At 44.9% G+C, this 25677-nt stretch carries 18 protein-coding genes; 5 read left to right on the top strand and 13 right to left on the bottom strand.

The window, feature by feature from the left end:
* Positions 1 to 319: 319 nt before the first annotated feature.
* The 4 genes from recD to L4D05_RS02125 form a co-directional block, all read right to left on the bottom strand.
* Positions 320 to 2575, bottom strand: coding sequence for an exodeoxyribonuclease V subunit alpha (recD, locus tag L4D05_RS02140; RefSeq protein WP_428792887.1), 2256 nt, complete (start codon positions 2573 to 2575; stop codon positions 320 to 322).
* A complete protein-coding gene (gene recB / locus L4D05_RS02135) occupies positions 2575 to 6198 on the bottom strand; it encodes an exodeoxyribonuclease V subunit beta (protein ID WP_428792886.1) in 3624 nt (1207 codons plus the stop codon). Before recB ends, recD begins: the two co-directional genes overlap by 1 nt.
* A 227-nt stretch (positions 6199 to 6425) precedes the next feature.
* Positions 6426 to 9932, bottom strand: a complete 3507-nt coding sequence (gene recC, locus L4D05_RS02130) for an exodeoxyribonuclease V subunit gamma (protein ID WP_428792885.1) — start codon at positions 9930 to 9932, stop codon at positions 6426 to 6428.
* Between the two features lie 90 nt (positions 9933 to 10022).
* A complete protein-coding gene (locus tag L4D05_RS02125; protein ID WP_428750563.1) occupies positions 10023 to 11015 on the bottom strand; it encodes a TDT family transporter in 993 nt (330 codons plus the stop codon).
* A 101-nt stretch (positions 11016 to 11116) separates the two neighbouring features.
* On the opposite strand from L4D05_RS02125, the gene L4D05_RS02120 reads away from it, so the two are divergent.
* The 3 genes from L4D05_RS02120 to dapD all read left to right on the top strand — a co-directional run bounded on the left by L4D05_RS02120 (position 11117) and on the right by dapD (position 13869).
* Entirely contained in the window at positions 11117 to 12010 is an 894-nt protein-coding gene (locus L4D05_RS02120; RefSeq protein ID WP_428792884.1) for a LysR substrate-binding domain-containing protein, read from the top strand.
* A 143-nt stretch (positions 12011 to 12153) separates the two neighbouring features.
* On the top strand, positions 12154 to 12444 hold the full coding sequence (locus tag L4D05_RS02115) for a YebG family protein (protein WP_428750561.1): 291 nt from the start codon (positions 12154 to 12156) through the stop codon (positions 12442 to 12444).
* A 393-nt stretch (positions 12445 to 12837) separates the two neighbouring features.
* A complete protein-coding gene (dapD, locus tag L4D05_RS02110; protein WP_428750560.1) occupies positions 12838 to 13869 on the top strand; it encodes a 2,3,4,5-tetrahydropyridine-2,6-dicarboxylate N-succinyltransferase in 1032 nt (343 codons plus the stop codon).
* A gap of 134 nt (positions 13870 to 14003) precedes the next feature.
* On the opposite strand, the gene rnd is transcribed toward dapD, so the two are convergent.
* The 8 genes from rnd to L4D05_RS02070 all read right to left on the bottom strand — a co-directional run bounded on the left by rnd (position 14004) and on the right by L4D05_RS02070 (position 22055).
* Positions 14004 to 15122, bottom strand: a complete 1119-nt coding sequence (rnd, locus tag L4D05_RS02105; RefSeq protein WP_428792883.1) for a ribonuclease D — start codon at positions 15120 to 15122, stop codon at positions 14004 to 14006.
* A gap of 75 nt (positions 15123 to 15197) precedes the next feature.
* The gene (fadD, locus tag L4D05_RS02100; RefSeq protein WP_428792882.1) at positions 15198 to 16898 is read right to left on the bottom strand and encodes a long-chain-fatty-acid--CoA ligase FadD; all 1701 of its coding nucleotides are present in this window, start codon (positions 16896 to 16898) and stop codon (positions 15198 to 15200) included.
* Between the two features lie 194 nt (positions 16899 to 17092).
* Complete coding sequence (locus L4D05_RS02095) at positions 17093 to 17971, bottom strand: alpha/beta fold hydrolase (RefSeq protein WP_428792881.1); 879 nt, start codon at positions 17969 to 17971, stop codon at positions 17093 to 17095.
* A 2-nt stretch (positions 17972 to 17973) separates the two neighbouring features.
* A complete protein-coding gene (locus tag L4D05_RS02090; RefSeq protein ID WP_265675841.1) occupies positions 17974 to 18522 on the bottom strand; it encodes a Slp family lipoprotein in 549 nt (182 codons plus the stop codon).
* Positions 18523 to 18552: 30 nt separating this feature from the next.
* A complete protein-coding gene (locus L4D05_RS02085; protein ID WP_265675842.1) occupies positions 18553 to 18870 on the bottom strand; it encodes a chromosome partitioning protein ParA in 318 nt (105 codons plus the stop codon).
* 188 nt (positions 18871 to 19058) lie between these two features.
* Positions 19059 to 19760, bottom strand: coding sequence for a tRNA (adenosine(37)-N6)-threonylcarbamoyltransferase complex dimerization subunit type 1 TsaB (tsaB, locus tag L4D05_RS02080; RefSeq protein WP_265675844.1), 702 nt, complete (start codon positions 19758 to 19760; stop codon positions 19059 to 19061).
* Positions 19761 to 21719, bottom strand: coding sequence for a DNA repair helicase YoaA (gene yoaA / locus L4D05_RS02075; protein ID WP_428792880.1), 1959 nt, complete (start codon positions 21717 to 21719; stop codon positions 19761 to 19763).
* Positions 21720 to 21854: 135 nt separating this feature from the next.
* Positions 21855 to 22055, bottom strand: coding sequence for a hypothetical protein (locus L4D05_RS02070; protein ID WP_265675847.1), 201 nt, complete (start codon positions 22053 to 22055; stop codon positions 21855 to 21857).
* 281 nt (positions 22056 to 22336) lie between these two features.
* On the opposite strand from L4D05_RS02070, the gene purU reads away from it, so the two are divergent.
* The gene (gene purU, locus L4D05_RS02065) at positions 22337 to 23170 is read left to right on the top strand and encodes a formyltetrahydrofolate deformylase (RefSeq protein ID WP_428792879.1); all 834 of its coding nucleotides are present in this window, start codon (positions 22337 to 22339) and stop codon (positions 23168 to 23170) included.
* Between the two features lie 633 nt (positions 23171 to 23803).
* Positions 23804 to 24064 carry a hypothetical protein gene (locus tag L4D05_RS02060; protein ID WP_428792878.1) on the top strand — a complete coding sequence of 87 codons (261 nt, stop codon included), beginning with the start codon at positions 23804 to 23806 and terminating at the stop codon, positions 24062 to 24064.
* Positions 24065 to 24219: 155 nt separating this feature from the next.
* On the opposite strand, the gene L4D05_RS02055 is transcribed toward L4D05_RS02060, so the two are convergent.
* Positions 24220 to 25347, bottom strand: a complete 1128-nt coding sequence (locus tag L4D05_RS02055) for a right-handed parallel beta-helix repeat-containing protein (RefSeq protein ID WP_428792877.1) — start codon at positions 25345 to 25347, stop codon at positions 24220 to 24222.
* Positions 25348 to 25677 lie beyond the last annotated feature (330 nt).

Here is a 25677-nt window from a genome sequence, read left to right as displayed (position 1 = left end):
AAGAATTCGAAATCAGTTTATTACCTCACCAGAACATTAATATATTATTTCATAATTAAACATTGAGAGGGTTTAATTGTCATGCATACGGTTATTTGCAATTCAATTCAGAGTTTTTTAGACATGGCGGAAAGTAAACTACTAGAAGGGCGTCATGTGCACTGTGTCTTTAGTGTTGATAAATATAGTAAGATAATGATACATAATTATAAGGCTCAATACCGAATTGCAAAAATTACCTACTCAAATCATTTTATCCATACATAGTGAGTAAGGCGTTGCCGAGTACTTCCCGATACAAGACAACGAACCGCCCCCCTTATGTCGATAGTCGTTCAGACAACCCACTATGCCGTATTGTTTGACAACGAATTGCTTTAAGAACGACTTGCGGTTCAGCAATCAACGTCAGCGTTTTCTTTGCTCTAGTAATGCCAGTATAAATCAGCTCCTTAGTTAACAGAGGCGAAAACTCAGCAGGTAATATCATAAAGGTATGCGTGAATTCACTACCTTGTGATTTATGAATCGTCATGGCATAAGCCGTTTCATGATCCGGAACACGGCTAGGCAGCACCGATTTAATTGACCCATCAGGAAGTTCAAAAAACACTTTTAGCTTCTCTACTTCGCCTGTGTAATCCATCATACACAAGCCAATATCGCCATTGTACAGCCCTAAATTATGATCATTGCGCGTCACCATAACAGGGCGCCCCGCATACCACTGGGCATCACTGTTGCCAATGATACCGCGCTGCTTTAGTCGTTGCTCGATTCGCTGATTAAGCCCCACTACACCAAAGTCTCCTTCACGAACAGCACACAATAATCGATGGCTAGAAAAGCTCGCCAGCGCTGATTTTGCCGTCGTTCGCTGCCAAATGGCTAACGTATCTGCGGTCTGGCGCTCTGCTCCATCGGGTCGTGTAGCAACAACCTGTAAATAAGGTTGGTAAGCTTTCACCATACTTTGTAGCAGATTCTGATAAGCATCGGCTGTTAAATGGTGCCATGCGATATCAGTAAACCCTTTATCCCACACTTGCCCAAAGCCCCGAGTGTCACTGGCATTGATCGTTTTAGCCAGCTGCCCTATTCCTGATCGAGCATCAAAACGATAACTTTTTTGCAGCACGCATAAACCATCCGCCACGGCACTTCGTTGCAAGTTTCCTTGACTAGGAGAATGGCGAGCCTCACTACGATAGCGGCAATCAAATTGCGTTAACTGCTTGATGGTCTCATTTTGCCCTTGGCTATAGCCCTGACTGGCAAACTCACAAATATCCGACAACACTGCCCCCGCCTCAACCGATGCCAATTGGTCTTTATCACCGAGTAGAATAAGCCGAGCGTACGCAGGTAACGCATCAAGCAAACGGTGCATCATAGGCAAATCCACCATAGAAGCTTCATCCAGCACCAGTACGTCTAAGTGAAGTGGATTTTCACGATGGTGGCGGAACTCAACGCGATTAGGGATTGCCCCCAATAAACGGTGAATCGTACTCGACTCCGTTGGAATTTTAGCGAGTATTTCTGGCTCTATCGCCAAGCCACTTAAGGCTTTACCTATCGATTCCGTTAACCTTGCCGCTGCCTTTCCTGTCGGAGCCACCAGCTTAATGATGGGGCTTTGTTGACTGAGACCTGCCTGATGAACAAGCGCCGCGAGTAATTTCGTTACCGTAGTCGTTTTACCAGTACCTGGTCCACCTGAGATGACTGAAAATCGGCGAGTCAACGCAACAGCTGCTGCCACCTTTTGCCAATTAAGACAGCAAGATAACGGGATTAGGTTATCCAATTTACTAAGATCGCTACATTGCTTAGCGTGCATTAATTTCTGGTCGACATCCCCCCAATTGATGCTCTCTGGGGTCACGACATCCAGAAAATCACATACCAACTGCTGCCGAACCACTTGGGTATTTTTTTCACTCGGCAATTGCTGTAACGAAGAAAATAAGTAGTGATATTCACGAGCAAACAGCTGATCAAGCAAATTAGCCAGTAGCGCTGGACTTTCGATAATAATGGCACTTGCCATCGCATTCATCCGATCGGCAATGGTTTGTTCGTATCGATAATAGCGATGCAAATATAAGCGATCATGTTGCCAAACAAGGGGGGTTGGTGGTGTGCCACTTTGAAGCATACCTAACGACGTCGTGATACTCTTTGCATCATTCAATACTCGCAACCAATCAACCTGGTTAATTAAACCATCAATTTGCTGCGCGACCTCGCCATAGATGCCAAGCAAACTGGCACTTGGCAATGACCCTGATGCCAAAGGTAATGACCCTGATGCCAAAGATAGTGTTGAGCTCTCTGGTGACGCGTTCATCTCAGGTGTATTGATATCAGATGTGATAGGGGCAAGATTCACGCAAATATGCCCTTGCCCTAGATTGGCACTTGTCAGTGCGGCAAGCCACATCACTTCAGCTCGATGCTCAGACTCTAAAGACGAGACAAACTTAGCAAACTGTAAATCGAGTGGTCGTAATACCTTTTTCTCCGCGAGAAATGCCACGACTTCAGGTAAAGATTGAAACAGCTGTGACATTATCGAGTCTTCCCTTGTTGCTCATTAAAACGATCATGATGAATGGTCTCGCCAGATATCAGCGCATCAAGCTCTTCTATCAATGCCTGCGCAGGTTTACTGTTAAAAATTCCAGACGTCGACCCAGGTTCAATACCACGCAAAAATAGATAATAAACGCCGCCGAAGTGCGCCTCATAGTCGTAGTCTTTAATCCGGGTTTTGAGAAAACGATGCAGCGCCAACGCATACAATTGGTATTGCAGATCATAACGATGATCGATCATCGCATGTTTAAGCTGCGCCTGTTGGTAATGCTCGGGACTGTCACCAAGATAATTGGACTTCCAGTCAAGCACATAGTACTTGCCATCATGTTCAAACACGAGGTCAATAAAGCCTTTCAACATACCACTTACGGTATAGAACCCAAGATCTTTCGCCTGCGCCGACAAATCATCATGACGCTGAATCACTCGGTTGAGTGACATTGCATCAAGCACCTCTATTGGTAATAAGAACTCCATTTCAACCAACTTCTGTGACGCCCCTTTTTCTCGCAATCGTAACGAAGAACCATCAAGCGGAGTGTCGAGCACACGATCGACAAGATCATGAATAATAGGCAGCCACTGAGGATCGTATTGCTCTTTTTCTAATAACAGAGCAATCACATCGCGATTCACTTCGGATCCCGCAGGCTCGGTAAACGTCACTTCTTCAAATACAGTATGAAGAAAAGTACCCGGGCGCGCCCCTTTCGGAAAATGGTAAATACTTTTTTCTGGTTCTAACAACGATAGTGTCTCCGCCTCTTGCGAGGAATCGATATCAATACCCGCGGCTTCGATAAATACTTCTCGGTCTGAGTCTTGGTGGCCTTGTTTAACCAAATTGGAGTAACTGGTCATTCGCCAGTGACGGTCGATTTCTGTCTCTAAGGTTTTCACACGAAGATCCGGTAACATCACTTCGCTGGGTTTATATAGCTCATCATCAACTTCCGGCGGAGACATCACTCTAATCGCCGTTTGTTGCGCGGCTAACTGCGCCAATGACGATCCCAGTTCATTTACTCCCAGCTCTTTGGCTTGCTGAACTAAGTAACCAATGGCGCTGTGATGCACCCCTGTCGGCTCTTTCGTTGAACGGCCATTTCGAAGCGGAGCAATACCGATAAAACACCCATAAACCGCGCGCGTCAATGCCACGTAGATAAGACGTAGATCCTCTGCTAGGCGCTCTTTATCCGCTTGAGCGAGTGCCGACTTTGACTGAGCAAGATCAATCACAGGTGATTGCAAAGCATCATCGTAATATTTCGCTTCTGACGCTTCTCTATAGCTGGTGACAAAAGGCAGATAGACTAAATCATACTCCAAGCCTTTTGATTTATGGATGGTGATAATTTGTACCAAATTTCTTTCTGACTCTAAACGTTGAATATGCTCATCGCTACCACCTAACCCTTGCGCGGCGTCTTCAATAGACTGCCCTAACCAGCGCAGCAACGCACTGTCACTTTCTAAATCTTGCCTTTCATTTTGCAATAACTCGCCAAGGTGAAGGTAGTCGGTCAATAAACGTTCGCCCCCAGCTTGAGTCAGCAACCGGCTGGCAATCTCACGTTTAAATAACACGGCGCGCAACATAGGAAGTACACCACGGGTTTGCCATAAGTGACGATACTCTTGAAACTCGGCCGTCACTTTTTCCCACACAGTTTCTTCATTGTTCAGGTCATCTAAGTAGGTAGCGGACAAAGCAAAAAGCTCACTGGCTAACGCCGCTTTTAGTGCTCGTTCATCCCCTAAAGACCATACGGCTTGCAGCAACCGCAACATATCCAGGGCAACACCACTGGCAAACACACTATCACGGTTAGAGAGGTAAACACTGGCAATGCCACGCTCCGCTAGCGCTTGCTTGATTAACTGACCTTCGCTGCCCGTTCTAACTAACACGGCGATATTGCCTGCTTCTATCGGTGTCTGTTTTTCGCCGTTGACTAAAATGGACTTGTGACGTTGCGCCCCAGTGAGCACCGTCTTGATATGTTGCGCAGTCGATGCTGCCATCGCCGTAACATACTCGCCTTTAGGTAACGGTTTTTCTGCTTCTTGTAACCAGAACTCGACCGCTGTTTGCCTTTCACCATCAAGGCACCAGTGACGCAAATGTGCCTTCGGGTTAGCTTGGACTGTAAAAAACGGAATATCATCATCATAAACAAATGGAGAAACCGCCTGCTCAAATAGGCTATTAACCCCCTGAACCATACTTTCGCTTGAGCGCCAGTTGGTGCCTAACGTGTAATGATCGGTAACTTGGTTTCTTGCTTTGATATACGTAAAAATATCCGCACCACGGAAACCGTAAATCGCCTGTTTAGGGTCGCCAATCATAAACCAGCCACATTGAGGATGCTGCAAATAGACCCGGCTAAAAATATGATACTGAAGCGGGTCGGTATCTTGGAATTCATCAATCATCGCCACGGGAAACTGCTGGCGTATTTTTTCCGCCAGTCCATCACCGGATTCAAACTCCAATGCGGCGGACAGGTGCGTCAACAAATCATCAAACGACAACCATTGTTTACTCTCTTTTGCGTCAATGAGGCGCTGTCGGCAACTCTTGATAGCCAGTGCAAGCAAGGGGGTCTTTAACTCTGGTGGTGAGGCAAGGAGTGTTTCTATTGCTTGGAAAACCTCATGAACCGGAGGCTCGCCCTTTGGGGTTTTTTCATTCAACACCGTTTGCGAGAACTTCTCTAAAGAGTCCGGCAAATAATAATCTTTAGTCTCTGATTTAGACCATTCAGTTATGGCCGCCACCCACGTTGGCAATGATTTTTTGGTGTAACTACGCTTGTTGACATCCGATGCACTAATGCACGGCACAATATCATCCGCGACGGCCAGCCATTGTGATTTAAGCGCTTGGATTGCATCTAGGTTTTGTTGATGCAACGCGTTAAGATCCGCGGCGCTTGCATGACGGGTAAATGATACATCCGGTCCGGTCATATAGCGTGAAATATCACTAAGCAGTGCGCTAGGCGTCGACCATAATTTGCGAACTTCATTAGCTAGATCTAATCCCAAAGGATAAAACTGACTGCGCCAAAAATCCGCTACAACTTGTGCTTTGAGGCGACTTTCATCAGTAATGAATTCATTATTAAAGCGCGCGCCCGACTCAAAGGCGTTTTGCGTTAGCATTCGCTGACAAAAGCCATGAATGGTATACACCGCTGCTTCATCCATCTGCCTTTCGGCTTGCAGCAAGGTAGCGACCGCAAAACGATGATCGTCAATATCCGTCAATAATGGCGCAATCACAGGATCATCACTACTGCCACGTGCAAAGGCGATTCTTGCTTGGTGAATTCTGGCGCGTATCCGGTCGCGTAATTCTGCTGTGGCGGCTTCAGTAAAGGTCACCACCAGTATTTGGTCAACCGTCAACGGCTGCTGATGACGAGAGCTTTCATCCCCATGCCCGAGTAACAGGCGCAAATAAAGACCAGCAATAGTGAAGGTCTTTCCTGTACCCGCGGAGGCTTCGATAAGCCTTGCCCCGTGCAAGGGAAAGCTCATGGTATTGAGCGCAATTGGCGTCTGAATATTCTTGTCTGACATGGCGTATAAACTCAACTTTGTGACCTAGCACTTAAATTTTAATAAAAACAACAAGCTATCGAATGTGACTATCAATACCTGAGACCCTATTCACGGAACCATTGCGAGATAATCATTACTATTTACTTAACGAATTACGGTCCCTCTGACCCTGTGGCCGACCAGCAACCCTACATATAGTCTAATAATGCTGGCGGTCACCACTCCTTTCATTAACATCACTTCTTTCAGGAACTCTTAGGTTGAGCCTGTAAGTAATAATCTTCGACCGTTTGGCTTAAGGTTCTTGGTGCTTGTAGTACTTGCGCGGCAATCCGCTTACTCTCTTGCGCCATCGACTCTTCCCATTGCGGCCAAACCCGAGAAATATAGGCATTGCCACCCTCTCCCGTGACCATGTAGCCGCCAACAAACTTAGCTTCCATTTTACTGAGCATTTTTTCATCATCTGGCTTCCAAGCACCGCGACTATAATTGGCTTCAATGCCGGCCATCGCCGTTTCAGGGAAATACGCCAATGGTTGGTCAAGACCTTGTACATAAAGCGACAGCAGCTCTTTTAGATAGCTCATCGCCGCATCAGAATCTAATGCTGGCAACACGCGATGCACGACCCCTTCTTTTTTGTCATAAGCGAGCATATGGGTCACCTTCCCTTTGCCAATAGCGGCTAGGAGTAGATGGTCAATCCAAGCGCTCAAATAATCGCTAGCTCTTAGTCTGCCACTACGATAGCGAACCAATCCAGACGAGAACTGCCCGGTTATCCAACCTTGCAGGTGAATCCGGTGCTTACCCAAATCGATGAGCAGATTAACTTCTGCATCTTCTACCGCTGAGCTCGTGAGTGCGACCACGGCTTGCGCCAGTTCTTGAGTTTGCCCCATGTTTCCGGCTAATTCCAAATCACCAAAGTGACGAACCGGCAAGAATCCTTGCGCTTTTTGCTGTTGCTGAAAAGCCTGTGTCTTCGCATCAGACAGCTGACCGCCATTTTTCACCAGCGCATGTAAGAGCTCATTACGCAGGCCAAAACTCTCGAGTCCGTTAAGTGAGAAAGGTTCATCTTCTTCCACCATAAAATGCTGCTGATCAAACGACACTTGTAAGCGACGATTGAAAAGATATTGCACAGGCAAACGCCAGAAACGATGGAACTCGGCAAGATCCAGTTCAATCACCTCATCGCTCGTTCGAAGTATCGGCGGTAAAACAAAATGACTCGCAACCGCCCCCACCGCTTGCTCTTGGGCGCTCTGTTGCGCCGTTGGTAACCATTCAGCGGCATAACTTTGTTTTGCACTACTGGCATCAAAATGTGAGGGACTAAATGGCACCATTGGGTATTCTTGAGTTAACTTCTCGATGAGGCGGTGACCTGAGTCATCAACACTCAAGGCTTCATCATCAGGTAGTCGATAGTTTTGCTGACAATACTCCATCAACTCCGACACCAATACCGAAGGCACACGTTCGGTATTGTCTTGAATCGACCGTCCTACGTAACTGATGTACAGCGATTGCTGCGCAGACAGTAACGCTTCCAAAAATAGATATCGGTCGTCATCTCTTCGCGATCGGTCACCAGCGCGCGTTCGTCCGGTCATTAAATCGAAGCTCTCTGGCGGGACACTTCGTGGATATACACCATCATTCATACCAAGCAAGCACACCACTTTAAACGGAATAGAACGCATAGGCATTAAGGTGCAAAAGTTGACTTGTCCGGCTAAAAATCGCTGACTAACGCGTGAACCAGATAATTTATTCGTAAAGTACTGACGCACGATCTTTGGTGAGAGTTTTTCGTCAAAACAGGCGTCTTGTAACTGCTCCTGAAGACCAGAAATTGTGTCTCGTATCGACTTTATGACCACTTCGCCTTCGAGTTCGACTTTAAAAAAGTCGTCAACGAGCTGATTAATAACACTGCGCCATTGCTCAATGCTCACCGCCGTATTAAGGCGCTGACGGTAATTCGCAACGGTATCAATAAACTGTGCTAGCTTGCCTGCTGTTTCGGCGCGCATGCCTTGCGTTTGCTCATACGGCGCGATCACCGTGTCATCAATGGTCAACAGCCCAGATTCTTCACCAATCGCGTAACCGGCTAGCATTCTTGAAATGCCAAACATCCAAGAATTTTGTCCAAACTCAGGCAGTTCAAATTCGCTGGCAGTATGCTCGTCCACTCCCCAGCGCACTTGGGCTTCATCCACCCAAAGTTTGATCATCGCATACTCTTGCTCGTCCAAATCAAAGCGAGCCAATATGGCAGGGACATCAAGAAGCTCAAGTAACTCACTGGAGGTACAACGTAATTCGGGAAGGGCAAGAAGCTGATTAAAGGCATTAAGTAGCGGGCTTTCTTTATCCGCCGTGCGGTCAGAGATGGAGAAAGGAATATAACGCTCACCGGCGGCATTACCAAACACAGCTTGAATCGCAGGGCTATAAGCATTGATGTCTGCCACCATGACTATAATGTCTCTTGGCTTTAATTGCTGATCGTTATCAAACATCGACAGAAGATTGTCGTACAACGCTTCAACTTCACGCATCGCGCTATGACAGACGTGCAAGGTGAGTGAACGATCGCTAGCGCTCACTTCGGGCTTATGGTCTGAATGTAGAATAACTGCATCATCTTGATGCTCTTCAAGACTCAAAATATCGGCTTGAATGTGATGCAGTAACGAGTCTCGGTCGACCTCGACAAACGCGTCTATCTCATTAGATTCAAGTTGCGAGAGCAAATACAAATTATCTCGCCCCAGCTTTCCCATCGAAGCCAATAAACTGTTGCCAATATCAGTGACGTGAAGCTCATCATCAAGATTGTCATCAATACTCCCTTTCAACAGCAAGGTTTGCTCACAATCCGATACATCTGCGACGTCATCTACCGTTTGCAAATGTTTGCGCTTATTTGCGGCCAAGCGTGCAAGATACTTACGGTCCCGCACATCGCCCCAGTAAAAACGACAAGGATTGGTAAACATCATGTGGACATCAATATGCTGCCCCAGCGCCTTAAGTGCATCCAAATAACGAGGGGGCAGCGATGAAATACCAAACACAAACAAACGCTTTGGTAAACCCGCTAACCGGGAGTCTACTTTCGTATCACCATGACTCTGAGCGAGCGCATCAATAAAGTGCTCATACAAATTTGCTCGATGATAAGGCGACTGACCTAATGCTACCGTATGATCATATAAAGACTGCCAAAGTTTTGCCTGCCAAGGTTGCTCATCTTCCAACTCAGCGACGGTGAGTCCGGCTTCCCAAGCCGCAATCCACTCTGGTCGATACACCAAATAGCCGTCATAAATATCGGCAATTTTCTCTGCTAACTGATAGCGCTTAGACGCGTCGTCATCACCTTCAAGATATTGTGCAAGAGGCGCAAAATCTTCATCGTGAAGGTGGCTTGGCAACAGATGCATGATTTTCCATGTCATCGCCTCTTTGTTGAAGGCACTTCTTGACGGGACATCATCAAGCACTTGGGTAAAGCGCTCCCATATGAAGGTCGCAGGAAGAGGAAAATCGGTGTTCGCCGCAATGCCAAATTCTTGTGCCATAGCAATTTTCAACCATTGTGACATGCCTGGGCTTTGTACCAGAATTTGTTCTTTTTCGAAGGGGTTATCGAGTGGATCGATCTTAATGAGCTGTACTAATAGGGATTTAAGTACATCGATTTGATTTGAGTGATAAACGGTGAACACGTTACCGCGCCTTTAGCAAATAATCCTGTCTCAAGATTATCACATTACAACGCGATAACGCATAATTACCCATGGATAAACAAAGTCTGCCTATCGAGATACTGTATTATTTGATGACCAAGCCATTTTTATCGGACAATAAGCAAACAGATAACGAATCGCCACATAGCTCACCACGGCCGTGGCAATGATTAGCTCTATATTTGCTAGTGTGAGCACCTGATCCACCGCACTTTGTGGCACATGAACGTTTATCATCCACGCCGCCAATTTAAACAGCGCCGTTGCACTAATCACCAACGGGAAAGTAAATGCCGCGTAGCCTGGGCTAAATGGGAGACGCAGCAGTTTAATGAACGCTAAATAAATCACTATTGTCATCAATACTGCTATACCAAATAACATCGCCACCAGCACCGGTGAAGGTTCTGCAACCACCGTTAAATAGCCCGCTAAAGAGAGGCTTGCTGGCGCTGCCAAAATAGCCAAGGTTGGTTTCGCCGCGTCAGGTATTTCCGTCGCAAAAATTAAGCGATATACCATGCAAGGTAACATCACTGCATAAACAGCAATACCAAAATACAAGGCCGCATTCGCAACGGGTGCTAGTGACGCCGTGCCAGAAAACGCCACATCTGCAACCACAATACCAATAGGTGGCACAAACCAACTTGGCACCATATGGTGCAATTCAAAATCACGACTGCGATGATAAGTAAAACTGGCTAGGAACACGACATGCAGTGCTACTGCGGCTAGCCAAATACTGTCACCGAGCACAGGGAAAAACTGCCCGATAGAGTTCGATACCACCATGGTGGCCATAGCAAATGTCGGTACAACACTTCCCACAACTGGGTGAGCAAGATCCTGCACCAATAAGTGACTATGGAACAAAAATTTATAGGCCAGTATCACCAATAATACGCTTGCAACCGCTGCGCTTGACCACTGCGCGACGTGATGAAAATCACCCGCATTTTCCCAACACCATCCAAGGCTCGCAATCCCTAACGCCAAACCCGCCATCGGGGTTGGTGCGCTTTTCATTTTATGATGAGCTCGTTTTGCTGTCGCAATCATAATCATGCCTTGTCTACTGTCTATAAGTTGCACTTATGATAATTCTAGTTTACGTTTAGGTATATCTAAATATCCTCAACATACGTTCAGAAAAACAAAACATGAATGCTCATATTTCACTAAAACAACTCAAAGTGTTTGTTGCTGTTACTCAACATCAAACCCTAACCTCGGCTTCTGACACGCTGTTTCTCTCCAAGGCTGCCGTAAGTATGTCTTTAAGCGAGTTAGAAAAACAAATAGGTCATGCCCTTTTTGATCGCGTTAACAACCGTCTTGTAATTAACCAAGAGGGACAAAAGCTGCTGCCACTTGCCGACGAACTATTGAGCCGAGCCAAAGACATCGAGTCCTTATTTTCTGACGAACAAAGTTTTCGTGGTCAGCTACGCATCGGGGCAAGTGACACTATAGGCAACCAAGTTGCGCCGTATTTACTCAGTGAATACCGCCAAAGTTGCCAGCACAAAGCGCAACAACTGTTTATCTCAAACAGTGCGCTTATCTGTGAAAAACTGATTGATTATGAACTTGATATTGGGTTGATCGAAGGTAAAACACTGCATCCAGAATTAGAAAGTACCCCTTTTAGCGAAGATGAGATGTGCATTGTCGCCAGTGTTGACCATCCACTCACGGGGAGCGAGGTGATTGATCTTTCATTACTAGAAAATAGCGAATGGATCCTAAGAGAGCCCGGATCCGGCACACGCGAATTTTTCTTACGGGCCGTCGCCCCTCGTATCGAGGTATGGCACGAAGCGTTTGAGCTCAATACAACGGAAGCCATTTTAAACTGTGTCTCTTCTGGATTAGGGCTGGCATGCATCTCTAGGCTTGCCGCCCATACAGCTATCCGTGATGGTCGCATCCGTGAAATACCGGTTTCACTCGATATGAAGCGACGATTTTGGCTACTCTTCCACAAAGAAAAATACCAAAGTCCATTATTGCGCTCTTTCATTTCTTTTTGCCAACAATGGCAGCGTAGCTAGGTCTATATCAATATAACGACCCTACGAGTAGTAAATAGGCAATCAGCTCTCAGTTTTGCTGCGCTGACTGGACAAGCATTTTAAACCTATGTATAAACAGCCAGTATTGTCGATAAAAAATTTAACTTGTTAGAGGATTAACCATGGCTGTAATCGTCAAGTACGTGGTGGAACGCAACGGAGAAGAAAAGATGACTTTTACCTCTAAAGCTGAAGCTGACGCTTATGACAAAATGTTAGATACTGCTGATGAACTGTTTACACTGCTTGGTGAAAGCAAGCTCATTGAAAACGAAGAGAAACAGGAAGAGCTTTCCTTATTCTTAGCACAACATAAAGAAGAAGTGCTTTACGCACTGGGTGCTAAGCGTAAGCCAACGCCGAAGAAACCAAAAGCGGTTGAGCCTGTTGAAGCTCAAGACGACGCTGCGTAATATATCAATCGGCTTAGAGTCGCGTACTTTGAGCCGATTATTTGTCCATTTATCTGCTCACCAATAAATACCTTCCCACCCTGCTCACCATTGCCTCATTATCTAAATCCGTATCTAATGCCACAGCCTTATTCTACCGCACAACCCTTGGTACTCATTAACATCATGACTAAGCAACATTGTTAGCGGTTGAAATGATTTCTTTTTGGCGAAAAGTGTCTCTATAAAGACAACCAATATCTTTTTACAGACTTTTGCCCTATTTGCTCTTTCATCTGCCGTTACCACTCTTTAAGATAAAACCAACAACTTAAGATAAAACCATCAACAGAATCTAAGCCCTTGCTGCACTAGCACTGGTTTATGGACAATTCAAAATGGAGAACGATAGTCATGGCAGCATTTTCACTCGCCTTCGGTACCGCCACTAAAAACCGCGATGGAAAAATCATCGAAGCATTTTTTCCACATCCGCGACTCAATCCAAGTGATGCGACAATCGCCGCGATTGCAGAAGTGTCTGGTTACACTCAAGGCAACCAAGCTATCGAGATCAGCCCAGAGCAAAGCGCACAACTGGCGACGGCGTTTGCTAATAATGACGACGCTCAAAGTGCCGCGTTCGCTGAAAAAGCATCACAGTCACAACAACCACTTGTACTTGTAGTGCTTGCAAGCGACGAAAAGCCGCAGTCTGTTGCAGAAGGCTTTTTGAAACTACAACTAATTTCAAACCGCCTAGTACAACCACACGGTACAGTACTTGATGGCATCTTTGGCCTACTGCATAACATCGCTTGGACAAACCAAGGTCCAATCGATCTTCCAGAGCTGGCAGACCGTCAAATTGAAGCACGCCTTGCGGGACAAGCCCTAACCGTCGACTGTGTTGATAAATTCCCTAAAATGGTCGATTACGTGGTACCAACAGGCATTCGTATTGCTGATACTTCACGTGTTCGCTTGGGCGCACATGTGGGTGAAGGGACCACCGTTATGCATGAAGGTTTCATCAACTTCAATGCCGGTACGACAGGTGTGAGCATGGTTGAAGGCCGTATCTCTGCAGGTGTTGTGGTTGGAAACGGTTCTGATATTGGTGGTGGCGCTTCTATTATGGGCACACTATCTGGCGGCGGTACGGTGGTTGTCTCTATCGGTGAAAACTCACTGCTTGGCGCAAATGCTGGGCTTGGTTTCCCACTAGGCGATCGCTGTACGGTTGAGTCTGGTCTGTATGTCACAGCAGGTTCTAAGGTTCGTATGCTGGATTCTACTGGTCAAGAAGTTGAGATTGCCAAAGCGCGTGACCTAGCAGGTAAGTCTGACTTACTGTTCCGTCGCAACTCAGTGACAGGTCAAATTGAGTGCCTCACTAATAAAAGTGCAGTAGAGCTTAACAGTGAACTGCACAGCAATAACTAGCACTCTGAGTGGTACTCCCCAATTGCCTCCAACTCTGAACGAGTGAATAGCTAGCACATTGCGGGATGCGCATAAAAAAACCGAGTGATGATTCACTCGGTTTTTTCTATCTAAAGCGGCTTAAAAGCATTCGTTTAGTTCATTCGCTTTTCTAAATGTCGACCTAACACGTCCATTCTCCACCCCTGCATCACGTCAGGCAGCTGCGCTGGATCGCGGTCTTTGTTCCAAATCCACGATAAGAACTGATTCAACTGCTTTTTCGATGCTAAAAACTCAGTTGCCAACCCAGTCTGCTGAGAGGCCACTTTTACTTCATCTTTTAACAGTTTAAAGATCTGCTTATAGCCGGGGTAATCCATTAAACGTTCAATTTTGTCAGGGTACTCGTCCGCTGATAACTGCTTGGCAGATTTCACGATAGACGCAATTTTGTCGGCATGTCGACGGATAGAGCGAGGATCTAGCCCTTCTTCTTCCATGGCTTTAGGTTGAGTCAATCCAAAGCGCGCGATGGTCCAAAGATCTTGCTCTTTGACCACAAAATTAAGTGCTAAGTCACGACGAATCGCTTCTTTAAGCCGCCATGTTGCGAGTGGCTTAAGCGCGGCTAACTGTTTAGGGCTAAGTTGCCATGCGCCTTTAATATCCAAATAAGCATACTCAGCATTAGGGATTTTACCGCGCTTTTGTGTCATCAACTCAGACTCTTGTAGCGCTGCATCCCACCAGCCTTTCTCTTCTACTTTGTCGCTTAATTGTTGATATAAAGGCCATAAATAGAATACATCAGCCGCAGCGTAGTCAAGTTGCTTTTGGGTCAGTGGTCGAGCAACCCAATCGGCTCGAGATTCACTCTTATCCAACTGGACATCAATATATTCATCCACTAACGCGGCAAAGCCTGTCGACAACCCATAGCCAAGGAAGGCCGCCATAATCTGCGTATCTACCATTGGAAATGGCATACAACCGAAGCTATTGGCAAACACTTCTAAATCTTCACCACAAGCATGCAAGACCTTCAAGACTGACGCATCTTGCAATAATGCGATAAATGGCGAGAAGTCGCTTATCGTCAGCGGATCAATCAGGGAAAGCTGATGACCATCATAGAGCTGAATTAAACCCAGTTTTGGGTAGTAGGTTCGGATACGAACAAACTCCGTATCCAACATAACCACGTCGGATTCACGAGCTTTTGTGCATACCGATTCTAACTCGGCAAATTCTGTAATTATCTGATATTCCACGACGACTCTCTTAAAAAAAACAATGCCAGCATTGAGAGCTGGCATTTTAACATCGATAGTAACAAAAGGTTAACGCTAAACCGTTTTTTCTGATGTTGGTGTCAGTTTCGCGTCGTTCTCTTCGCGGAGTACTCGGCGTAAAATCTTACCCACATTGGTCTTGGGTAAGTCATCTCTAAATTCGACACGTTTTGGCACTTTATAGCCAGTTAAATGGGTACGACAGTGCGCAATAACTTCTTCCTTGGTTAAACTGTTATCGCTTTTCACAATATACACTTTCACCAACTCTCCCGATGCTTCATTTGCCTCACCGATAGCCGCCACTTCAAGTACCTTATCGTGCAACGCAATCACATCTTCAATTTCATTAGGATACACGTTGAAGCCCGATACCAAAATCATGTCTTTTTTACGATCGACAATATGCAAGAAGCCATCCTCGTCAAATTTGACGATGTCACCCGTTGATAACCACCCTTCTTGATTGATCACCTCTTTGGTCGCTTCCACTCGCTGCCAGTAGCCTTGCATTACTTGCGGACCACGAACTTGCAGTTCTCCCGTAGAGTCATCGGATACAGGTTGACCCTCTTCATCAACAATGCGCACTTCTGTGCCCGGAACGGGTAAGCCAATCGAGCCGTTATACTCTTCTAAATCGTAAGGGTAAGCAGCAACTAACGGCGAACACTCCGTCAGGCCATACCCTTCAAGCAGTAAACAGCCTGTCGTCTTTTTCCATTGTTCGGCAACGGCGCGTTGCACCGCCATGCCGCCACCCACAGACAGACGTAGCCCTCTAAAATCTAGCTCATGGAAGTCTTCATTATGAATAAGCGCATTAAAGAGTGTATTAACGCCAGTGATCGCCGTAAATGGGTACTTTTGTAGCTCTTTGATGAAGCTAGGAATATCACGAGGGTTAGTAATGAGTAGGTTTTGACCACCCATTTCAACAAACAGCAAGCAGTTTACCGTCAAAGCAAAAACGTGATACAGCGGCAGCGCTGTTACTACCAGCTCACGCCCTTCTTGCAATACTGGTCCGTACATGCCTTTCGCTTGCAGTACATTCGCTATCATATTGCGATGCGTGAGAATTGCGCCTTTCGCCACACCCGTCGTACCGCCGGTGTATTGCAAAAATGCGATGTCGTCACCCGACATAAACGGTTTCACGTATTGCTGGCGACGTCCTTTATGTAAGGCTTGTCGAAATGAAATCGCACCCGGAAGATTGTATTTTGGCACCATGCCTTTTACGTACTTCACGACGAAATCAACCACTGTGCCTTTCGCTCGTGGCAACATTTGTCCAAGGCTAGTTAAGACCACATGTTTGATTGGCGTTTTATCAACAACCTGCTCTAACGTATTGGCAAAGTTAGACACGATTACTATCGCTTTGGCGTTTGCATCGTTGAGCTGGTGTTCTAACTCTCGCGGCGTATAAAGTGGATTCACATTAACCGCGATGAGGCCAGCTCTTAAAATACCAAACAACGCAACAGGGTATTGCAGCAGGTTAGGCATCATAATGGCAACGCGGTCACCTTTTTTTAGCTTTAGCTCGTTTTGCAAATAGGCAGAAAACGCACGGCTGCGCTCTTCCAACTTACGAAATGTCATGACCGAGCCCATGTTAACAAAAGCGGGCTGATCGGCAAATTTATGCACCGACTGTTCGAACATCTCTACTAAAGAAGGATACTGATCCGGATTGATATTCTCTGGCACGTCATTTGGGTATCGAGAAAGCCAAGGTTTATCCACAATTACACTCCTAGCGTATTAAGTCTTGCGTTTAATCTTCAAAATGTGAGCCTTTAAAAACTTAGCTGTTTAAATCTTCGCCATTTAACAACTTGTTACATTCAACTCACAACCTGAGAATCCGTTACTCATTGGTATTGCTTACTATTACAGCACAGGCAACCCTTTCACGCACGAAACACTCAAACACTTGTTTAATTTTTGTTAACTAGTTCAGAAATTAGTTCAAATACTCTATCTGGCGATTCTAAATGGCAATGATGATCACCGTCTACCCACTCTACTTGCACATTGTTAAGTTTTTCTAAGGCGAGTTTGTCTTGAAGAAAACCGTATCCAGAGCGACCTAATATAACCATATGAGGAATGGAAATGGCGGACATCACCGCTTCAGCGTGTAGTCGCGACATACGATACACAGACTCACATTTGAGCTTGCTATCATGGCGCCAATACCACTGCCCATCAACGCTTTGAAGGTCTCTCTCCACAATAGGACGAACCGAGTCGACATCTAATTTCGTTGCTCGCATCCGCATAGTCACCGCGTCATCAAAGGACGGCAGTGCTCGCCGTTTTTTGTTTCTCCAGCGCTCGCGACTTTCGATGCCTTTTCTCAACCGACTGACCGCTTGAACGGGGTCTTCTGCCATTGGGAAATGCGCTTCAATTTGAACTAATCCTGCGACATTTTCAGGAAAGGCGGCACTATAGCAACTTGCAATCAATGCACCAAGCGAATGTCCAACCAAGAATGCATTGACCGCTTGAAGATTAACCAAAACCTGATGTAAATCGTCAATATAGTCATGAAAGCTATAAAAATGGTCACTATTTTTATGAGTTGAATGCCCATGACCCGGTAGATCCAAGACCAAAACACGCCAACTCAATCGCTGCTGCTCAATGATAGTCAGCAATTTGTGAAAGCTCGCGGCATTATCCATCCAGCCATGAACAAAAACGACCGTCTTAACGGTCGTTTCCTCTGTTTGAAATACAGCGCCTTGATACTCCAAGTAAGCGATGTTTCTATCGTTAACTTGCAGTAAACACTCTTTAAAAGCTCGCAAGATTACTTCACCTCTTTAATAACGCGACCTTGCGTTGGCCCATAATAGAAGTCGTCACAGTAGTAGCCCCAGCAAGAATGAAAAGCGCTCGCCTGACGGTTGATAATTAGACGCTCTTCCACTCGCCATAAATACTGTCCGTATGCCTTTATCACTGGAAAGTCGGCTTCAAATTCGCCAACTTTTCCCCGTTCATCGCCCGCTTTACTTCCGCCGACAGTGATCAGTCGACCTCTTGTGTACGTTACTGGGTCAATAAACCCGTCCACGTACGCGATAAAGCGGCCATTAGGCTCTTGGTCTATATCCGGCTTGCCATATTTATCGATAGGAAGGTTAACAATTTCAATTCGGGTCTGAGTCGCAAGGTTCGTGACGGTATCTATGACCCCGCCAAGACGAACTTCACTGCCATCTTGCGCATCTACAACCGGTTGATATTGCGCAATAACATTTTCGTTCGTTGTGGCCAGTGAGTCCGGTAAGCTACCACAAGCGGTGAGCATGAAAGACAGGCACAATGCCCCCCATAATTTCAAAGATTTATTCATTCTTGCTCCACACATTAATCATTCTCATTATCACACGTACATATCGACACCAAACAGCTGTTCAAGTTCCTCGCGTTTAGCACGGTTCATCACATTCATATACGCTTCCAGCGCTTGTTTAGACCTTCCTTCAGGTAAATCATAGTGAACGTGAGTACGGTGCACGTCTGCATCAGAAATAGTGTTTACTGAATGAGCCACTGCCTGAGCAACTTTCGTGACTTGTGTAGACTGACCAATCTGAGGGGTGGGTTGAGACGTGGGGGTATTCGATACCGATTGCTTACGCTTTGCTTTATTCGTCCGCTGCTGAGAGTGGACGGTAGGTAAACCTTGAATCGAAACCATATGCCTCACCTAATGCGTGGTTGTATTAAATGCCTTACTGCAATGACCGCGACGTTAACGTGTACGTGGTGTTATACGATCTTATATAGACACAGCTTTGTGTTGATAAAGGGGCGATGATCCTACCCCTTCAACTTATCCTACGAGCTCAGCATCTTAAAATACCGAGCTAAAAGTAGCTGGGTAATTTATTCTCTTCCCGGCAGCTTTTTCCAAGTCACATTATCTCGTAGATAAACAGGACTAGCCTCTTCCGCAGCAACGACATTGCCTTTTGCTAACTCATATTGCGCTAAGAAAGCAATATCTTCCGCTTCTGGATAGAGTACACCGGATGATTGAGTATCAATCGCAAGCGACGACAATGATTCAGCATACGCATCCCAACCGGTTCCTGCCGTTGCCCATGTTATGTTATCTTGAGGTGTATTCGCCACTACCGTGTCCGGTGCAACTACTTGTTCTGGTTCAACTTCCGTCCAATCGCCGTTTTCAAGACGCTCGAAACGTCCCCAATAGACTTCGCTCATACGGGCATCAATCGCGGTCGCAACGTGGGTGGTTTCATTTTTACGGTAAGCGCCTTGCGCCATGGCTTTTAACGTCGAAATACCAATCATCGGTAAATCAGCACCAAAGCCAAGCCCCTGAGCCACACCAATACAAATGCGCACGCCAGTAAAGCTACCTGGACCTCGTGCAAACGCTAATGCATCAAGATCTTGTAAAGTCAGTCCCGCCTCATTTAGCAGCTCATCAACCATAGGTAAGACTTTCTTAGTATGATCACGTGGCGCAAGTTCACTGCGAACGTAAGTTTTATCTCCGACTAAAAGTGCGACAGAGCAGTTTTCAGTGGCGGTATCAATTGCTAGAATTTTGTTAGTCATCTATTTCTCAATGCGTTCTTTTTTTGGTGCACTTTGCTGGGATTGTAGCAAAAATGTCTCTATTTTTCCGAGGTCTCGAGTCCGCGGTATAGGCGGCAAGCTGGCGAGAAAAGTAGCGCCATAGTCACGCGTCACCAAACGGTTATCGCAAATAATCAGAGCACCACAGTCCTTTTGATCGCGAATCAATCGACCGACACCTTGCTTCAACGTAATAACCGCATCCGGTAATTGCACATGATTAAAAGGGTCACCCCCTTGAAGCTTACAGTCTTCAATTCGCGCTTTAAGCAGCGGATCATCAGGTGCGGTAAACGGTAATTTATCGATAATAACACAGCTAAGCGCGTCACCTCTAACATCTATTCCTTCCCAAAACGCCCCTGTCGCCACAAGCAAAGCATTCCCCAGTTCCATAAACTCAGCCAAGGTTTTTTGCTTGCTGGTTTCACCTTGCAGCAAAACTGGCAAGGTGAGCGTTTCGCGAAAGCGCTCGCCTAACTCTCTCATCATGCTGTGCGAAGTGCATAGGAAAAAACAGCGACCTTGGTTTTTTTCTATGACGGGTGCCAGCATAGCGACCAGCTTCTCAGCGAGTCCTTTACTATTGGGCTCAGGTAAATATCGGGGCACACACAATCTTGCCTGTGTTGAATAATCAAAAGGACTAGGCAGCGAAAATTGCTGTGTTGGGGTCAGACCTAAGCGTGAAGTAAAGTGTTGAAAGTCCTCAGACACTGCCAGCGTTGCTGAAGTGAAAATCCACGCCCCACCTTTCGCTTCAATCTGCTCATGAAATTTATCAGCCACACTAAGTGGGGTAATGTGTAAACTAAACTGCCTTGGCGTCGTGTCGTACCAATAGGAGTAACCCGTAATGGACACATCGCATACGCGTTCAATGCGTCCTTTAATTAAATTAGCGCGCTCAAAAGCGGTATCCAATAACTGGCTGCGACCTAATGCCAGTTTCAGCACATCAATACACAGCACGACAGAGTCACGCAGCCTTTCGACCTCTCGCAAAATAGACGGAGACTTAATCGCATCACGCCAGTTACCTCGAAACCCCGTATCCCCAAGCACAATACGTAAATCCATCGCCGCTTGAGACAGTCTATCTCCCGCTTTTTGTAACTGCTTCATATCACGCGCTTCAGTGCGGTAACCGATCTCTATATCTTTCGCAAGATCTTGAATTTGGCGGCTCGATAAAGACTGACCGAAATACTGGCTGGCAATGTCTGGAATTTGGTGCGCTTCATCAAAGACAAACACTTCCGCCTCTGGAATCAACTCTCCGAAGCCCGTTTCTTTAATGGCAAGATCAGCCAGGAAAAGGTGATGATTTACCACGACAACGTCGGAGTCCAAGGCGCGTTTTCTTGCTTTTAGAACAAAACAATCTTGATAGCTAAGGCAGTCCTTACCTAAACAATTATCATTGGTAGAAGTGATAGTGGGAATCACGGGACTGTCTTCGGCAATGGCATCGCATTCACCCAAGTCACCTGATTTGGTTTCCGATGCCCAACCACGCACTTTGACTAGCTGCGATAGCAATTCGGTATGAGTTTCTGTGGTATGGCTCTCAACCATCTGACGACTCAAGCGATCTAAGCACAAATAATTAGAGCGCCCTTTTAGCAGTGACACTTTGCCATGAAAGCCAAGTGCATCCACCATCAAGGGGAGATCGCGGTGAAACAATTGCTCTTGCAGGTTTTTAGACCCAGTACTGATAATGGTTTTTTTACCACTCAGTAATGCCGGAACAAGATAGGCGAAGGTTTTACCGGTACCCGTGCCCGCTTCTACAACCAACTGCGCTTCTTGCTGAATCGCGTTTTCTACCGCGTTAGCCATATCCAGTTGCGGCTGACGAGGTTGAAAACCGGGGATAACTTGTCCTAAAGCTCCGCCTGACGCGAAAGCCTTATTGATTGCTTTAGATACCATGACACCGAGTCAATTAGCTAAGAATGGCGTTAGTATACCTGAACAAGGTGTCATGCTTGTAGTACGTAAGGAGATGTGGAGCGTAAACTGCCTCCCCAAATGGCATAACCTCCCAATGTGTAACAGGGTTTGAAGCTAATGACGATTAAGGTAGCGAGACAACCACGTTGGGGGGCTGTGCTCTTCTTCCGATGATTTCAAGTGTTCTACGGCGTGCTGTGGGGAAACCTTTTCTTCCCATAATAAGTCCAGGCGCTGACTATCAACGTGTTTATCACCTATCAGTTTTGATACTCGTTGATCGTAAAGTTTTCGTGCTAATAGTTCTCTATCCATAGCATTTCCTTCTAAACAAAACAAAGGCCGTAATAAAATCGAAAAAAGTTCACAGCCTTTCGACACGATTTGGAAGATACCTTTCGATTTTGTTGAAACCTTAGCCAGAATAGATTAAAACTGGTGGATAGATTGCGTGTTACGTCAATAAACGCACCAAACTAAAACCCTCTTGATCGTAAATTACGATTCACTTCAATAGATTGTATTTTCAACGTTATTGAGATCGATGCTACTTCAATTGGTACCAAATTTTTACTATTTCACGGAAGCCGTAAATCATGGAAAAGAAAACCCTGCTGACGCATTGTAATGATGCGCCGGGACTCATCTCAAAAATCACCAATATCTGTTACAAACACCAACTGAACATCATTCATAACAATGAGTTTGTAGACAATACCAGTGGTCATTTTTTTATGCGTACCGAACTGGAAGGCTATTTTAATAATCAGACCTTACTGGCCGACTTAGACCAAGCACTGCCAGCGGGCACTAAGCGTTCATTAGTCGATTCATCTCGTAAGAAAGTCGTTATTTTAGTCACTAAAGAAGCGCATTGCCTCGGTGATATTTTAATGAAAAATTATGATGGCAGCTTGAATGTCGACATTGCTGCCGTGGTCGGAAATTACGATACACTTCAGAGCCTCACGGAAAAATTTGATATTCCTTACCATTACGTGTCTCATGATGGGTTGAGCCGTGAAGAGCACGAAGCAAAAATGCTAACCGTCATTGCCCAATATGATGCTGACTACCTAGTACTCGCCAAATACATGCGTGTACTCACACCTGCTTTTGTTGAAAAATACCATCACAAAATCATTAACATTCACCATAGTTTCCTACCTGCTTTCATTGGCGCAAAACCGTATCAGCAAGCCTATGACCGCGGTGTAAAGATCATCGGCGCGACCGCGCACTTTGTTACTAATGATCTTGATGAAGGTCCAATCATTAAACAAGACGTCATTCCTGTGGATCATAACTTCAGCGCGGCCGACATGGCTCAAGCAGGTCGCGACGTTGAAAAGAACGTACTATCCAAAGCGCTCAATAAAGTCATCAATGATCATGTGTTTGTTTATGGTAATAAAACCGTGATTCTCTAACTCGCTAAGGAGCCAATGAGACTATCAGCTCATGGCTTAGTCACTCTGGCTCCTTTGTTCCACTACCTTGTTTCCGTTTTTAGAATAGTGAGTGCTGTGCTCAAACCACCTATAACGTTACTTGGGGTAGCTATCTACCCTGCTCGCAATTCACGCCATAAGAAAATGTAAGCTTAAGATTAAAACACCTTACATTACCTTACGTTTTAAACAGGCGACTTAAATACTAACCGTTGATAAAAATAAACACTTCCAACTACTTACAGAAATATCAATTACAGCATTCATTAGTAAGTCACTCCTTAGCTTGATAAATTGTTCAACAACAAAGCAGCTATCAACGAAACCCTTACACTCAATTACACATCATCATACTAAACTAATATAATCTAGTCATACCAGTTAACTACCTATCGTTACATTTTATTATAAGATCCCAGTGGCCCTGAAAAACAAAAAAACATTAACTGGCTACATAATTATTTCTCGCTCCGCTGCAAAGCAATAAAGACAAGTTATATTCCGTTAAATGAGACCATATAAGTACGAATGAAATAAAAATGGATAATTAAACAGGGCACCAGATGCATATAGAACACTTTGGTGCCTGATTTTCTATAGCTAGGAGCAGTAATGAACACTATTCAGTCACTAGAACTGTTAAAGACATCCGCAGAAAACAGAACAAAAACGCTTACACATTTAAAAGAGGAGTTTGCATACTTAGTCGGATCAGATATTAAACTCGCTGTTTTAGAAGTTAATCATGACTGGTGCAAGATTATAGGCAACAGTGTTTTTATACTAAAAAATGCTTGTAGCTTTGAAATATTCATCCTGCACATCAGCAAGGTTATAGATATATCAGCAAGCAATTGGGATGAAAATCATTAACATACAACTCAAATACAACGATTTTTCGGTGTTTTTAAGCCAACTCTAGTTTAAAACACACCAGCTATATATTATATTTAGAGGCTCTATCACAATAGTGTTAAGGCCTCATATCCGAAACTGAGTAATAGAACTGAGTAATAGTACGCTTATGGCTAATTTAAATAACTACTAATAGCCTGGCATGCAACAGGTATAGACTGACTCGGTTCTAGTATGTCCAAATAGCAACTATCTACATTTTTCCTAAATACCATTGGGACTGAATAGTCATTTTTTTCCTTTAATTCTAAATCTGTTTCTATGGCCCCCACAACTCCTTCAATCGCTCTTTTTACTCGTCCGCCGGCATCTATATATTCGAAAGGAGAACGAAAACTATTACTTATGATTTCTGCAGCTCCATCCAAGGGGACACCTCTGATGATAATCGATGGATAGTGACCCCACTTGGTCCCACCGAATGCAAACCAGTTGTTGATAACCCTTATAGATTGTCCTCCTACACCTGGGCTGACGCTAGATTCATGCATATCGAATGAATGGCCGTTACCTTCTTCTAAAATAACGTTATACGAGGCGGTGTAAGACTCACCCTCCTGACCAGAGCCTGCGATACTATGTCGATTACTATCGAAGACATTACAGAATATTGAGGCTGAAGAATTTCCATTTTGAACAACAACACCATAGCCACGGCTTTTCTTTCTATTGTGATGTATATAATTGTTTCTAACTAAAACGTTTTGCCCTTTCTTGACAGAAACAGCACCTCCTCCCCAACCATAAATCTCATTATTTTCTACAACTAGCCCAACCGTATCAACCTTATTTTGAACGCCTATTGTCAAAACATTTGTATCTATATTTGACACTGGCCCTTGAATCCTCATACCTGTTAACTTTACGTTATTACCCGTTGTGATGATAGGAAAGTAATGCTGTTTCTCATCTATATAATCAACTTTCAGCAACGCTCCCTTGCTACCATTTACACCTCTATCGCTGTAAATGACCACGTTGTCAGGGATATCTAAGCCATCTTTTATATAAGGTAGTTTTATTACTGCATCACCTGGAATATAGATATTTGTTTCCCCATTATCTAAAGCCTGTTGTAGACCATTGATATCATGTACTGAGACCGTATTTTGGGAGTTAGCATCATGAATAATCGGGTGTTCAAACCCACCAACCGTGCCACACACATTGAGTACTTCAGCGTGCAATGGATGAGCTAGTATAATAAGCGATGTGTAAAGTAAGAGTGTTTTAGGTTTCATACGTTTATACCTTCCGGTTAACTTTTACATTATTATTGAGTTTTACTATTCGAAAAAATATTGAATCTACAAATTACCAGCACTGCTTCTTTTGGAGCAAGAGTCACTTAAACCAAGCATACTCATCGAACGGTTGGTTTCGATTTTGCTACATTTCCAACACGATGACTCATCATCATAACTATAATATGGCTATATAATGAAAATATTGAATTACAGGCATAGATAAAATTTGGCGAATAAATCGCCCTACTCATGTACAGAGTAAGAACTTTAACTTATTACTTTTAATTATTATGATTTGCACTCAGTTACTATTTATAAAATAGT

It is taken from the genome of Vibrio nomapromontoriensis, assembly GCF_050337205.1.
GTDB classification, from domain to species: Bacteria; Pseudomonadota; Gammaproteobacteria; order Enterobacterales; family Vibrionaceae; genus Vibrio; species Vibrio nomapromontoriensis.
This window is presented reverse-complemented; position numbering and strand designations above follow the sequence as displayed.

Excerpts from the sequence above, each read along its gene's own strand:
- yoaA (WP_428792880.1), bottom strand. The coding sequence starts at position 21,719 with ATGGTATCTAAAGCAATCAATAAGGCTTTCGCGTCAGGCGGAGCTTTA.
- purU (WP_428792879.1), top strand. The coding sequence starts at position 22,337 with ATGGAAAAGAAAACCCTGCTGACGCATTGTAATGATGCGCCGGGACTC.
- L4D05_RS02125 (WP_428750563.1), bottom strand. The coding sequence starts at position 11,015 with ATGATTGCGACAGCAAAACGAGCTCATCATAAAATGAAAAGCGCACCA.
- L4D05_RS02055 (WP_428792877.1), bottom strand. The coding sequence starts at position 25,347 with ATGAAACCTAAAACACTCTTACTTTACACATCGCTTATTATACTAGCT.
- L4D05_RS02120 (WP_428792884.1), top strand. The coding sequence starts at position 11,117 with ATGAATGCTCATATTTCACTAAAACAACTCAAAGTGTTTGTTGCTGTT.
- recD (WP_428792887.1), bottom strand. The coding sequence starts at position 2,575 with ATGTCACAGCTGTTTCAATCTTTACCTGAAGTCGTGGCATTTCTCGCG.
- L4D05_RS02060 (WP_428792878.1), top strand. The coding sequence starts at position 23,804 with ATGAACACTATTCAGTCACTAGAACTGTTAAAGACATCCGCAGAAAAC.
- L4D05_RS02085 (WP_265675842.1), bottom strand. The coding sequence starts at position 18,870 with ATGGTTTCGATTCAAGGTTTACCTACCGTCCACTCTCAGCAGCGGACG.
- recB (WP_428792886.1), bottom strand. The coding sequence starts at position 6,198 with ATGTCAGACAAGAATATTCAGACGCCAATTGCGCTCAATACCATGAGC.
- L4D05_RS02070 (WP_265675847.1), bottom strand. The coding sequence starts at position 22,055 with ATGGATAGAGAACTATTAGCACGAAAACTTTACGATCAACGAGTATCA.
- tsaB (WP_265675844.1), bottom strand. The coding sequence starts at position 19,760 with ATGACTAACAAAATTCTAGCAATTGATACCGCCACTGAAAACTGCTCT.
- L4D05_RS02090 (WP_265675841.1), bottom strand. The coding sequence starts at position 18,522 with ATGAATAAATCTTTGAAATTATGGGGGGCATTGTGCCTGTCTTTCATG.
- L4D05_RS02115 (WP_428750561.1), top strand. The coding sequence starts at position 12,154 with ATGGCTGTAATCGTCAAGTACGTGGTGGAACGCAACGGAGAAGAAAAG.
- dapD (WP_428750560.1), top strand. The coding sequence starts at position 12,838 with ATGGCAGCATTTTCACTCGCCTTCGGTACCGCCACTAAAAACCGCGAT.